This window comes from Streptomyces sp. NPDC037083, from assembly GCF_055606485.1.
Genome location: NZ_JBVJSQ010000004.1, coordinates 549,455 through 561,930, shown reverse-complemented (window position 1 = coordinate 561,930; position 12,476 = coordinate 549,455). Strand labels below are relative to the sequence as shown.

Below are 12,476 nucleotides of genomic sequence, written 5' to 3'. Positions count from 1 at the left end.
CAGGGAATCGATTTTCCGGTGCGGGCCGTTCGCCGTCTGCGGCATCATGCCGCCATGCACCACAGCGACACGGTCCGGCACGCGGTCGGCTTCCTGCTCGGCCTGACCGGCGAGGACACCGCCGAGCGGGTACGCGCGCGCATCGGTCTGCCCGCGGCCCGGCCCGGGAAGCGGGCCGCGGTCGAGCGCAGGATGAACAGCCCGCGGACGTGGTCCGCCGTGCCCGTCTCCGTGCTGCTGTGGGTCATGGAGCAGGACGACCCCGGGCTCAACGCCCTCGTGTGGCGCTTCGTCGGCGACGACGGCCTGCGCCGGGCCCTCGCGCGCGGAGTGCGGTTCGGCCCCGGGCGCGGGGAGCGTCCGCCGCTGCGGTCGGCCCACCGGCAGGACGAACCCGACGTCCCCGAGAGCTACGTCCGCCACGGTCTGGTCGGCGCCCTGCGCGAGGCGACGTCGATGCCCGCCGCCCGCGCGGCCGGGTCCATGGTGCTCACCGAGGACGACTGGCGGACGGTCGGCGCGGCGGACGGCGAACGCCCCCTGCCCGGTTACGCCCGCTGGGTGCTGTCGATCCGCCCGGACTGCCCGCCCGCCCTGCGCGCCCGGTTCGGCTCGCATGCCAAGTTCACCCATCGGGTGCGGCAGGCGGGCGTGCTCGACGGCCCCGCCCAGTACGTCACGGAGCACCGCCCGGCGTCGCGGGTCCTGGAGGTGCTGTCCCTGGGACATGTGCTGTTCCCGGCGCGCGTCCACGAGGCCGAGGACCTGCTGCGCCCGCTCGTGCGGGACTGCCTGGGCGAGCGCGAGGAGGCCTGGGCCGTGCTGGCGCAGCTCATGGACACCTTCCACGGGACGGCTCCGGAGCTGGTGACGACGGCCGGCGCCATCGCCTGAGCGCGGACCGTGCGAGGGGGCGGGGCGGCTGGATTCGAACCAGCGTGATCCGGTTTTGGAGACCGATGCGGCTGCCTCTGCGCTACGGCCCCGCCCTTGCCCCGCAGCGTAATGCCTTGGCCCGATGTCGGAGGGGCCTGCTACCAATGAGGCACGGGGAAAGCGCGGCGAACAGGGCACGGGGGCTCGGCATGACGTACGGGGAGCGGGGGCGGCGTCCGCCGGTGATCGACCTGGCCGACCGCAGGGCGCTGGAGGCGTACCGGCCGGCGGCGCCCGGGGCGGTCGCCGAGGCACGGCGGCTGAAGGAGGCCGCGCTGCTGGACTTCGGGCTGACCGAGTCGGCGGTGGCGTCCTGGCTGTACACCAAGTGCCACCACCAGATCCCCACCACCGCGGTCGACACGGCGGCCGTGGTCGCCTCCGGGGACGGCGTCTGCCTGCTGCTGTACAACCCGGACTTCTTCGTCGCACTGGGCCTGGACGGCGTCAAGTTCGTGCTGTTCCACGAGGCCCGGCACCTCGTGCACCGGCATCTGCTCGCCGAGCCCGAGCTGCGCGCGGACCCGGTGTTCGCGCTGGCCGCCGAGGTGTCCGTGAACCATGTGGCCCTGGTGCGGCTGGGCCGCTCCGGTCTGCCCCTGCTGCACGGCCGCCCGGTCGGCGTCGACCCCAGGCAGGTGCACGGTCTGTACGTCGAGGATCTGACGGCGCACGGCCTGGAGCCGGTGTCGTACGAGACGTTCACGCAGACCGACCTGCGCGTGTACGGCGAACTGAAGCGCATGCACCACCCGCCCGTGGAACAGCGGCTGTGCCCGCACCAGGTGGCCGGCGCGGTCCCCGCGGACCAGGAGACCGTCGACGCGGTGACGTCCTCGGCCCTGCTCAATTCCCTGCTGGCGGCGCGGCGCGGGCACGCGGGCGCGGAGCGGGAGCTGCTGGACCTCATGGGCCGCACGGAGCACGACTCGCCGCGCGCCGCCCGTCTGTGGGGCAGGCTCGGCGCGGGCGCCCTGCGCGGCGGCACCACGCGGACGCGCACGGTCCACTGGTGGCAGCGCTGGCTGGTCGACGTCCTCGGCTCGAAGCTGCGCGACGGCGAGCGGCTGGTGTACCCGAAGAAGCGGGGCGCCCTGCTCGCCGCCCTCGGCCACGATCCGATGCTGGCGCGTCGCGGACCGGTCCGCGACAAGGTCCTGGTGATCGCCTACGACACGTCCGGATCGATGCCGGACCACGTCGTGCGCTGGCTCACCGACCTGGTCGGCCGGATCGACGGCGTCGAGGCGCACTGGCTGTCCTTCGACTCCGTGGTGATGCCCTTCGCCCCGGGCGAGCGCGTCCACGGCGGGGGCGGCACGAGCTTCCAGGCGGTCGCGGACTACGTGGAGGGACGCACCGAGGTCGGCGGCCGCCGCTTCGACGAGCGTCCGGACGCGGTCGTCGTCCTCACCGACGGCCACGCGCCGCCCATCACCCCGGCCGAGCCCGAGCGATGGATCTGGCTCATCACCGAGCACGGGGCCGAGTGGCCCGAGACGCACACACCTGCGATGGCCTGCCATCGCGTGACCACGGGATCGCGATAGATGAGCACGCGCACACAGCACCCGGCCGACGCCGACGGCCCCTCCGCACGCCCCGAGGTCTCACGCCCCGAGGTCGGACGCCCCGAGGTCTCACGCCTCGAGGGCTTCATCGACGCGATGATCGACCTCGGGCAGACCGGGCAGGTCTTCGGCGAGCACGGCATCGGCAAGACGGCGACGTTCTTCGCGCACATCGCGCGCGCCCACCCCGGCGTCGAGCTGGTGTACGTGCCGGCGGCCAACCTGACCCCGGACGACCTGCTCGTCAACGCGCCCGTGCGCGACCCGCACTCGGGCGAACTGGTGCTGCGCCAGCTGGTCATGAGCCAGTTGAAGCCGGGCCGGCCGTTCGTGCTGCTCATCGACGACTCGCTGCAGGCGGGCCACACCGTCCAGTCGCAGCTGATGCAGATCGCCTGCGACTGGACGCTCGGCGAGCACGATCTGCGTGCCCTCGGCTGCGTCGGCGTCTTCCTCACCGACAACGAGTCGCTCGCGGAGACCTCGGCCCGGCGCAGCGATCTGGCGCTGCTGGACCGCATGGTCACGATGCGGATCACGGCGAACGACACGTCGTGGCGCCGGCACCTCGCCGCCAAGTACCGCCCCTGGGACCTGCGTCCGGTGTTCGCCCTGTGGGCGTCGCTCTCCCCCGCGCTGCGCGAGCTGCTCTCCCCGCGCACCCTCGACCATGTCCTGGCCAACGCCCGTGAGGGGTTCCCGCTGCGCTGGGGGCTTCCCCTGGTGGACGGCGAGCGGCTGCGGCTGACGGAGCCGGGACCGGACGGCCGGCCCGGGCAGAACCGCACGGCCGAGATCCTCGACCGCCTCGCACAGGCGCTGGGCGTGCCCAACCCGGCCACGGTCCCCGACCCCGTCCGGCAGGTGGTCCTGGCGGCCCTGCGCAACCGCTGGACGGTACTGCTGCAGGGGCCGCCCGGGTGCGGCAAGACGGAGCTGGTGCGCGAGACCGTGCGCGCGGGGCTGGGGCGGGACGCGCTGTACTTCTCGCTGCCGGTGACCAACGTCGAGGACCTGTGCGCGCCCGTCCCGTCGCCGGACGGCACGCTGGACAACCTGCTGGCGGCGAAGTTCACCGGGCCCGAGCCCAAGGCCGTCGTGTGGGACGAGTACAACCGGCCCAAGGACAAGGCCGCGTTCGCCAAGCTCATGGAGATCACCCAGGAGTGGTCGCTGGCCGGGCGGCGGATCGAGAACCTGCGGGCCCAGATCGCCGTGCAGAACCCGCCGTACCACCTGGGCCGCAAGCTGCTGGTGTCCCGCAACAACATCGCCCAGGCGACCCGGTTCACCGCCTCGCTGGAGGTCGCGCCGGAGGACATCCCGGCCAACGAGTGGCTGCTGGCGCGGTACGGGGCGGACGCCGAGACGGTCCTGGAGTGGTGGAAGCACGACATCGACGAGGAGGGCCGCGCCTGGATCACCAAGCGCACCCTGGAGCGGCTGATCAAGCTGCACCGGCGCGGGCTGCCGCTGGAGATGGCGACGGTCTACCTCGGCGACGGCGAGTACGCGCCGGTGTCGCTGACCGCCCTGATCGACCGTCTCGGGGGCCGTCCCGTCACGGGGCTGCGCGAGCTGGTGCGCGACGCGGACGTGTGGGAGGCACGGCTGCGCCGCGCCGCCGCCCGGTCCGACGAGGGCGGGGACGACAGTGACGTCGTCCACCAGATCCTCGCCAACGCTGAGCTGTCCCAACTGCGCAGGCACCACGCCGTGGTGACCCGGCTGGTGGCGCATCTGCCGGCGAAGCTCCGGGCGACGTACCTGGTCGGCGCCTCGGAGAAGCAGCAGAAGTTCTGGATGGGCGTGTTCACGGGGATGCGGCGCTGAACGTCACCGACGACGGGCCGAGGGACGCCGACGCCGGTCCTCGCCGGACCGTCCGGCGCGGCGGGCGGCAGCGCGCGGTGGACGCGGCACACGGCCGCCCCTTCGGACGTCACGGCGGCGAACCCGGCACGCACCGGCGGGCTCAGTGCCACACCTGAGCCGGATCGGCCGACGAGGCGGGCGCGCCCCGCGACGGGCGTGCGCGGCGCGCGGTCGCCACGTCGGGCGGCGGCGCGGTGAACCCGGCCCAGCCCGTCGGTCCGGCGGGACCGGTTCGGATCGGGGCGCGTCGGTGCGGCCTGCGGCGGGTCGCGGCGGCGTCGCTCACCACTCCGCCTCCCGGTAGTCCTTGAGGAACACCCCCGAGACCGGGTGCCCTGCCTCACCGCGCACGATCGGGTCGTACACGCGTGCGGCGCCGTCCACGATGTCCAGCGGGGTGCGGAAGCCCGCGCCGGCCATGCGGGCCTTCTTGGGCGCGGGGTTCTCGTCGGTGATCCAGCCCGTGTCGACGGCGCACATGTGCACGCCCTGTTCGGCGAGCGCGGCGGCGCTGGTGCGGGTGAGCATGTTGAGGGCCGCCTTGGCCATGTTGGTGTGCGGATGCCCGGGCATCTTGTTGCGCACCGCGAACCGGCCTTCCACGGCGGTCACGTTGACCACGTAACGGCGCGGGTGCGGGGAGGCCAGCAGCAGCGGCAGCAGCCGGTCGCACAGCAGCGCGGGGGCGAGGGCGTTGACCAGTTGGGTCTCCAGGACCTCGGCCGGGTCGAGCGCGCCGAGACGGGCCGACCAGGAGTTCTCCGGGGAGGGATCGGGCAGCAGCCCGGCCTCGTCGGCCTCGCGCAGCGCGGCCGGGAGCGCCGACACCGTGCCGCCGAGCCCTTGCAGCATCCGCATCGGGGTGAAGCCGGGCGCCCGGCGAGCGCCCTCGGGCAGCGCGTCCTGCTCGCCGGCGGCCAGCAGGGCGTACGACTCGGGCGGGCGGCGCACGGTCTGCGCCGCGTTGTTGACGAGGATGTCGAACGGCTCGCCCTCCTGGCGCAGTTCCTCGCACAGGCCCAGCACCTGGCGGGGGTCGCGCAGGTCGACGGCGAGGACCGTGAGGCGGTGCAGCCACCGCTCGCTGCCCGGCTCGGCGCCGAAGCGGCGGACGGCGTCGTGCGGGAAGCGCGAGGTGACCACGAGTTCGGCGCCGTCCCGCAGCATCATCAGCGCGAGTTGGAAGCCGATCTTCACCCGGCCGCCGGTGAGCAGGACACGGCGCCCTGTCAGGTCGGTGCTCAGGGCGCGGCGGGCGGCGTTGTCGGCGGCGCAGTCGGGGCAGAGACGGTGGTAGAAGGTGTCGACGTCCCGATAGGGCGACTTGCAGACGTAGCAGGTGCGCGGCCGGCGGAAGACGCCGCCCGTGCCGGGGTCCGCCAGCGGCGCGTCCTCGCGCCGGTCCAGGGCGCCGGTGGCCGTCGCGGCCATCGCGGCCGCGTCGGCGGCCGACACCTCGGCGCCTCGGGCCTTGCGCCGCCGCAGGCGTCCGTCGCGTGCGAAGGAGGCGGCGACCTGTTCGGCGCGCAGCCGTACGGGATCGTCGACCGGCAGCGCCCGCAACCTGCCCACGACGTCGTGGAAGGCGGCCAGCTCGGCCTCGGTGACGGGCAGGTCGTCCGCCCCCGTGTACTGCTCGCCCATCCGTCCCCGTCCCAGCCCCGCGCCCGCCGGCCCCTGTGCTCCGTGCCGTGGTCCCGACCGGATTCGAACCGGCGTATCCACCCTGAGAAGGTGGCGAGTCTGCCTCTGCTCCACGGGACCGCGCACGCGCCCGGACGGCCGGATTCGAACCGGCGTGATCCGCCTGTGCAGGGCGTGCGCCTGCCTCTGCGCTACGTCCGAACACGCCCCCGGATCCTAACCGCACCCCCGCGACGCGGTCGTTCGAATTCCGGGACGCACGCGCGTCCGTGACGTGCCGCCGTACGGCTCAGTGGGCCGTGCGTCTGATCTGCAGACGCTCCTTCTCGGACAGGCCGCCCCAGACGCCGAACCGCTCGTCGTGGGCCAGCGCGTAGTCCAGGCAGGCGGAGCGCATCTCGCACATGCCGCAGATGCGCTTGGCCTCCCGCACCGAGCTGCCGGGCTCGGGAAAGAAGAAGTCCGCGCCGGTCTGCGCGCAGAGCGCCTCCCGCTGCCAGGTGAGATCCGGTGTGGCAATCGTGTCGGTGTACATGGCCAGGATGGTGCCCGGCGGCGCAAAACGTTCGATCAACGCCGGATATACACGGGCCCCGCAGGGCCTCGGCCCCTCCCGAGGATGGCCCTGGCACCCCTGCGGCGCACGGCGGCGCGCGGGACGGCGCGCCCGGCCCGACGGCGGCCGGGCGGACGCTCGGGCCCGTGGGCGCGCTCCGGCAGCGGTTGTCAGTGGTCGGTGCAAGACTCGGCAGTGCACAGGACGGGACCCCTTCGAGGAGGGCGATGATGCTCACGACCCGTTTCGTCAACGGCGCTCCGAACTGGATCGACGTCGGCACCTCCGACATCGACGGCGCCACCTCGTTCTACGGCACGCTCTTCGGCTGGCGGTTCCGGTCGGCGGGGCCGGACGCCGGCGGTTACGGCTTCTTCGAGTTGGACGGGAAGATCGTCGCGGGCGGCATGCAGACCACGCCCGAGCAGGGCCCGCCGTCGTGGACGGTGTACTTCCGGACGGGGGACGCGCAGGCCACGGCGAAGGCCGCGGAGCAGGCGCACGGCAGGGTGTTCCTCGCGCCGATGGACGTGATGGGCCAGGGCACGATGGCGATCCTCGCCGACCAGGCGGGCGTGCCGTTCGGTCTGTGGCAGCCGGCGCAGACCAAGGGCGTGGACGTGGCGAACGAGCCCGGATCGCTGTGCTGGGTCGAGCTGTACACGCCGGACATCGCCGCGGCGGCCGCCTTCTACCACGCGACGCTGGGCCTGGAGACCTCCGCGGTCCCCTTCCCCGGCGGCACGTACACCTGCGTCAACCCGGCCGGCGGCGGGGAGGACGCGATGTTCGGCGGGATCGTCCCGCTGGCCGACGATCCCACGGAAGCCGCGTCGGGGCCGTACTGGCTGCCGTACTTCGAGGTCACCGACGTGGACGCGGTGGCCGCCGGGGCCGAGGATCTGGGCGGCACGGTGCGGATGCCCGCCACGGACGTCGAGGGCGTCGGCCGCATCGCCAAGCTCGCCGATCCCTACGGGGCCAGGTTCGCGGTGATCAGAAGCGTGCCCCGGGAGCCGTGAGGCGTCGCGTGAGGGCCCCGCGACGGCCCTGGGTGCAGCGCCCGCCGGCTCAGGCCGAGGCCCGGCGCACCAAGGTGGTCGGCAGCACCACGCCGCCGGCGGGTTCCTCGTCGGCGGTGTGCGGGTCGAGGCGGCGCAGCAGGAGGCGGGCCATGATCCGGCCCATCTCCTCGATGTCCTGACGGACCGTCGTCAGCGGTGGGTCGGTCTGTTCGGCGACGGCCAGCATGTCGTCGAAGCCGACCACGGCGACGTCCTCGGGCACCCGCCGTCCGCGTTCGCGCAGGACGCGCAGGACGCCCGAAGCGGTGAGGTCGTTGGCGGCGAACACCGCGTCGACGTCGGGGCTGCGGTCGAGGAGTTCGCGCATGGCCCGTTCGCCGCCGCCGGGGGTGAAGTCGCTCTCGACGACGAGCCGCGGCTCGGTGTCGCCGACGACCTCCCGGTAGCCGTCGAGTCGGTCCGCCGCCGAGGTCTGGTCGAGGGGGCCGCTGATGTGGGCGACACGGGTGCGGCCGAGACCGGTCAGGAGGCGCACGGCCTCGCGGGCCCCGCCGCGGTTGTCGCTGTCGACGTAGACCACGTCCCGGGTGCCGTCGCTCCAGCCGGGCCGCCCGCCGAACACGGTCGGCACGCCGGCGCCCTGGATCAGGCCGGGCAGCGGGTCGTCGAGGTGCAGCGAGAACACCAGCGCCCCGTCGACATGACCGCCGGCGAGGTACCGGGCGACGCGGGCGTGGTCCTCGCGGCCCTCGGTGAGCAGCAGCACCAACTGGTTGTCGTGGGCCGTGAGTTCCTTGCTGATGCCGCGCAGCTGAAGGGCGAAGAAGGGGTCGGCGAAGACCCGGGTCTCCGGTTCGGCGATGACGACGGCGACGGCGTCTTGCCGCTTGGTGACGAGGCTGCGCGCGGCCTGGTTGGGAACGTACCCGAGCTCCTCCACGGCCCGCCGGACCCGTGCGACGAGCGGCTCCCGTACGCCGTCGCCGCCGTTGACGACCCGCGACACGGTCGCCCGGGAGACCCCGGCCCGGGCGGCCACGGCCTCCAGCGTGGGTCGCGACGCTGTCTCCGTCACTTCGGGGCACCTCCTGGCCGGCTGCGGATCAGGATAGCCCCGGCGCACGCGCGCGGTGAGAGCGCTCTCGCCGCCGGGAACAGGCCTGCGCGGGCGGACGCCCCGGGAGGGGTCACGGCATGACGGCCCGAAAGGCTGACGGGCCGCCGACCTCCTGGCCGCGCACACCCGGGCCCGCTGTCGTTCCAGGGCGCCTCCGGGCCGCCCGAGGACAGGCCTGCGCGGGCGGACGCCCCGTCAGGGCTCACGGCATGACGGCCCGAAGGGCCCCGGCTCGCCGACCTCCTGGCCGCGCACACCCGGGCTTGGGGCGGTCTAGGGCGCCTCGGGGCCGCCCGGGGCGTTCTCGTGCCGTGCCCGGCTCGGCTGCACCCGCTTGGGCTCCCCGGGCATCTTCGGGTACTCCGGCGGATACGGCAGATCGCCCAGCCCGTGCTCGTGCTCGTCGCGGCGGGCGAGTTCGAGAAGCGCCTCCAGGGAGAAGGCGTGGTCGTCCATGTCGGCGTGCACGTCGCCGAGTTCGGCGTAGCGGGCCGGCATGGACGCGATGTCGAAGTCGCGGGGCTGTGCGTCGCCGACCTCCTCCCAGCGCAGCGGCGCCGAGACGGGTGCGTGCGGTCGGGGGCGCACGGAGTAGGCGGAGGCGATGGTGCGGTCGCGGGCGGTCTGGTTGTAGTCGAGGAAGATGCGCTCTCCGCGCTCCTCCTTCCACCACTTGATCGTCACCTTCTGCGGCATCCGGCGCTCCATCTCCCGGCCGACCGCGATGGCGGCGCGCCTGACCTGGGTGAAGGTCCAGCGGGGTTCGATCGGTACGAAGACGTGCAGGCCACGGCCGCCGGAGGTCTTCGGCCAGCCGCGCAGACCGCCGAACTCCTCGAGGACGGCGCGCAGTTCGTGGGCGGCGCGGACGGCGTCGTCGAAGTCGGTGCCGGGCTGCGGGTCGAGGTCGATGCGCAGTTCGTCGGGCCGGTCGACGTCGGTGCGGCGCACCGGCCAGGGGTGGAAGGTGAGGGTGCCGTACTGGGCGGCCCACAGGACGGCCGCCTCCTCCGTGGGGCACATCTCGTCGGCGCTGCGTCCGCTGGGGAACGTGATGTGGGCGGTCGGGATCCAGTCGGGCATGTTCTTCGGCGCCCGTTTCTGGAAGAAGGACTCGCCGGTCACTCCGTCGGGGTAGCGCTCCAGGGTGGTGGGGCGGTCGCGCAGGGCGCGCAGGATGCCGGGGGCGACCGCCTGGTAGTAGCGCGCGAGGTCCAGCTTGGTGAAGCCGCGCTCCGGGAAGAAGACCTTGTCCGGGCTGGACAGCCGTACCGTCCGGCCGGCCACTTCCAGTTCCACCGCATCGCCCATGCGAGCCACGGTAGACATACCGCTGAAAGCTCGCATCAGCACACAGGGAATGGCATGCCGGGCGATCGGTGCGAACCTCGCGCAGAATCGGAGCATGGATCTCCCGGTGATGCCGCCCGTGAAGCCGATGCTCGCCAAGTCGGTGACGGCGATTCCGCCGGGCATGCAGTACGAGGCGAAGTGGGACGGCTTTCGGGCGATCGTGTTCCGCGACGGGGACGAGGTCGAGCTGGGCAGCCGCACCGGAAAGCCGCTGACCAGGTATTTCCCCGAACTGGTGGAGGCGTTGCGGGAACGGGTGCCCGAGCGGTGCGTACTGGACGGCGAGATCGTGATCGCCCGGGAGGGGCGGCTCGACTTCGACGCCCTCACCGAGCGGATCCATCCGGCGGCCTCCCGGGTGCGCACGCTCGCCGAGCGGACCCCGGCCTCGTTCGTGGCCTTCGACCTTCTGGCGCTGTCCGACGAGTCGCTGCTGAACGTGCCGCTGAGCGACCGGCGGGAGCTGCTGACCGCGGCGCTCGCCGGGGTGACGGCGCCCGTGCACGTGGCACCGGCGACGACCGACGTCGAGGTGGCCCGGCAGTGGTTCGAGGAGTACGAGGGCGCGGGCCTGGACGGTGTGATCGCCAAGCCGCTCACCCTGCGCTACCTCCAGGACGAGCGCGCCATGTTCAAGGTCAAGCACGAGCGCACCGCGGACGTCGTCGTGGCCGGTTACCGCTTCCACAAGAGCGGACCGGTGGTCGGCTCACTGCTGCTGGGCCTGTACGACGACCGGGGCGTCCTGCAGCACGTCGGGGTGTCCGCCGCGTTCGCCATGAAGCGGCGCGCGGAGCTGGTCGAGGAGCTGGAACCGCTGCGGATGGCGGACGCGGCCGGACATCCGTGGGCGGCCTGGTCCGAGGAGGCCGCCCATGAGAGGGCCCGGCTGCCGGGGGCGCCGAGCCGCTGGTCGGGCAAGAAGGACCTGTCCTGGGTGCCGCTGCGGCCCGAGCGCGTCGCCGAGGTGGCGTACGACCACATGGAGAACGGGGCGCGTTTCCGGCACACGGCCCGCTTCCGCCGCTGGCGTCCGGACCGCACCCCGCTCAGCTGCACGTACGCGCAGCTGGAGGAGCCGGTGCGCTACGACCTGGCGGAGATCCTGGGGGCGCCGCCCGAGAGCTGAACCGGCCCGGCCCACGGCGCCGCCGGGGTCTCTCACGGCGTCATGAGGACCTTGACCGCGCCGTCCTGCTTGCGCTGGAACATCTCGTAGGCGTGCGGGGCGTCCGTGAGCGGCAGGCGGTGGGTGGCGAAGTCGTCGACGCCGAGCGGGTCCTCGTCGGTGAGGTAGGGCAGGATCTCGTCGCTCCAGCGACGCACGTTGGCCTGCCCCATGCGGATCTGGAGCTGCTTGTCGAACATGGTGAGCATCGGCAGCGGGTCGGCCATGCCGCCGTAGACGCCGACCAGGGAGAGGGTGCCGCCGCGGCGCACCAGCTCGATGGCGGTGTGCAGGGCGGCGAGCCGGTCGACGCTGAAGCGTTCCGCGAGCGGGCCGCTCAGCTTCCTCGGCAGCAGCGCCGACGCGTTCTGGATCATGCGGGCGGTGGCGCTGCCGTGCGCCTCGGTGCCGACGGCGTCGATCACGGCGTCGGGGCCGCGGCCGTCGGTCTCGTCGCGGATCGCGGCGACGAGCTCCTTCTCGCTGTCGAAGCTCCTGAGGTCGTACGTCTCCACGCCCCGCGCGCGGGCCCGGCGCAGCCGGTCGCCCACGAGGTCCACGCCGAAGACCCGGCCCGCGCCGCGCACCTGGGCGATCCGGCAGGCCATGTCGCCGATGGGGCCGAGACCGAGCACCGCGACGCTGCCGCCCTCGGGGACGTCGGCGTAGGCGACCGCCTGCCAGGCGGTGGGCAGGACGTCGGAGAGGTAGACGAAACGGTCGTCGGGCGGGCCCTCGGGCACCTTGATGGGGCCGAACTGGGCCTGCGGCACCCGAAGGTACTCGGCCTGCGCGCCGGGCACCGCACCGTACAGGCGGGTGTAGCCGAACAGGGCGGCGCCCATCCCCTCGCCGGTGACCTGCGTGGTCTCGCACTGGGTGGGCAGCGCGTTCAGGCACATCCAGCAGTTGCCGCAGGCGATCTGGAAGGGCACCACGACCCGGTCGCCGGCCTTGAGGTCGGGGACCGCGGCGCCGACCTCCTCGACGATGCCCATGGGCTCGTGACCGAGGATGTCGCCCGGGGTCATGAACGGGGTGAGCACCTCGTACAGGTGCAGGTCGGAGCCGCACAGTCCGCTGGACGTGATGCGGATGACGGCGTCCGTCGGTTCCTGGATCGTCGGGTCGGGCACGGTCTCCACCCGCACGTCCCGCTTGCCCTGCCAGGTCACTGCCTTCATCGTGCCGCGCTCCCTCCGCCGTCCGGTCCTTCCCCGGCGGGTCCGGG

Annotated in this window: 10 protein-coding genes and 3 tRNA genes; 5 read left to right on the top strand and 8 right to left on the bottom strand. The window is 73.4% G+C overall.

Features of this window, described 5'->3' with window-relative positions:
• Positions 1-54 precede the first annotated feature (54 nt).
• Positions 55-894 (top strand): hypothetical protein, encoded by an 840-nt coding sequence (locus ACZ7DE_RS14570; RefSeq protein ID WP_470760971.1) that lies wholly within the window; start codon positions 55-57, stop codon positions 892-894.
• An 18-nt stretch (positions 895-912) separates the two neighbouring features.
• On the opposite strand, the gene ACZ7DE_RS14565 is transcribed toward ACZ7DE_RS14570, so the two are convergent.
• A tRNA-Trp gene (locus ACZ7DE_RS14565) sits at positions 913-988 on the bottom strand.
• A gap of 97 nt (positions 989-1,085) precedes the next feature.
• Here ACZ7DE_RS14565 and ACZ7DE_RS14560 point away from each other — a divergent pair.
• Positions 1,086-2,486, top strand: a complete 1,401-nt coding sequence (locus ACZ7DE_RS14560) for a DUF2201 family putative metallopeptidase (protein WP_470760969.1) — start codon at positions 1,086-1,088, stop codon at positions 2,484-2,486.
• On the top strand, positions 2,487-4,340 hold the full coding sequence (locus ACZ7DE_RS14555; RefSeq protein WP_470760967.1) for an ATP-binding protein: 1,854 nt from the start codon (positions 2,487-2,489) through the stop codon (positions 4,338-4,340).
• 324 nt (positions 4,341-4,664) lie between these two features.
• On the opposite strand, the gene ACZ7DE_RS14550 is transcribed toward ACZ7DE_RS14555, so the two are convergent.
• From ACZ7DE_RS14550 to ACZ7DE_RS14535, 4 genes are all read right to left on the bottom strand, one after another.
• Positions 4,665-6,026 (bottom strand): SDR family oxidoreductase, encoded by a 1,362-nt coding sequence (locus ACZ7DE_RS14550; protein ID WP_470760965.1) that lies wholly within the window; start codon positions 6,024-6,026, stop codon positions 4,665-4,667.
• 48 nt (positions 6,027-6,074) lie between these two features.
• A tRNA-Glu gene (locus tag ACZ7DE_RS14545) sits at positions 6,075-6,146 on the bottom strand.
• A 9-nt stretch (positions 6,147-6,155) separates the two neighbouring features.
• A tRNA-Cys gene (locus ACZ7DE_RS14540) sits at positions 6,156-6,227 on the bottom strand.
• A gap of 88 nt (positions 6,228-6,315) precedes the next feature.
• Positions 6,316-6,561, bottom strand: a complete 246-nt coding sequence (locus ACZ7DE_RS14535) for a WhiB family transcriptional regulator (RefSeq protein ID WP_470760963.1) — start codon at positions 6,559-6,561, stop codon at positions 6,316-6,318.
• Positions 6,562-6,812: 251 nt separating this feature from the next.
• Between ACZ7DE_RS14535 and ACZ7DE_RS14530 the strand changes: the two genes are divergently transcribed.
• A complete protein-coding gene (locus ACZ7DE_RS14530) occupies positions 6,813-7,604 on the top strand; it encodes a VOC family protein (protein ID WP_470760961.1) in 792 nt (263 codons plus the stop codon).
• A gap of 49 nt (positions 7,605-7,653) precedes the next feature.
• On the opposite strand, the gene ACZ7DE_RS14525 is transcribed toward ACZ7DE_RS14530, so the two are convergent.
• Positions 7,654-8,682 carry a LacI family DNA-binding transcriptional regulator gene (locus ACZ7DE_RS14525; RefSeq protein WP_470760959.1) on the bottom strand — a complete coding sequence of 343 codons (1,029 nt, stop codon included), beginning with the start codon at positions 8,680-8,682 and terminating at the stop codon, positions 7,654-7,656.
• 315 nt (positions 8,683-8,997) lie between these two features.
• On the bottom strand, positions 8,998-10,035 hold the full coding sequence (ligD, locus tag ACZ7DE_RS14520; protein WP_470760957.1) for a non-homologous end-joining DNA ligase: 1,038 nt from the start codon (positions 10,033-10,035) through the stop codon (positions 8,998-9,000).
• A 94-nt stretch (positions 10,036-10,129) separates the two neighbouring features.
• Here ligD and ACZ7DE_RS14515 point away from each other — a divergent pair, with 94 nt between their 5' ends.
• Positions 10,130-11,206, top strand: a complete 1,077-nt coding sequence (locus tag ACZ7DE_RS14515) for an ATP-dependent DNA ligase (protein WP_470760955.1) — start codon at positions 10,130-10,132, stop codon at positions 11,204-11,206.
• 32 nt (positions 11,207-11,238) lie between these two features.
• Here ACZ7DE_RS14515 and ACZ7DE_RS14510 read toward each other — a convergent pair whose 3' ends face one another.
• Positions 11,239-12,429 carry a zinc-dependent alcohol dehydrogenase gene (locus ACZ7DE_RS14510; RefSeq protein ID WP_470760953.1) on the bottom strand — a complete coding sequence of 397 codons (1,191 nt, stop codon included), beginning with the start codon at positions 12,427-12,429 and terminating at the stop codon, positions 11,239-11,241.
• Positions 12,430-12,476: the final 47 nt, after the last annotated feature.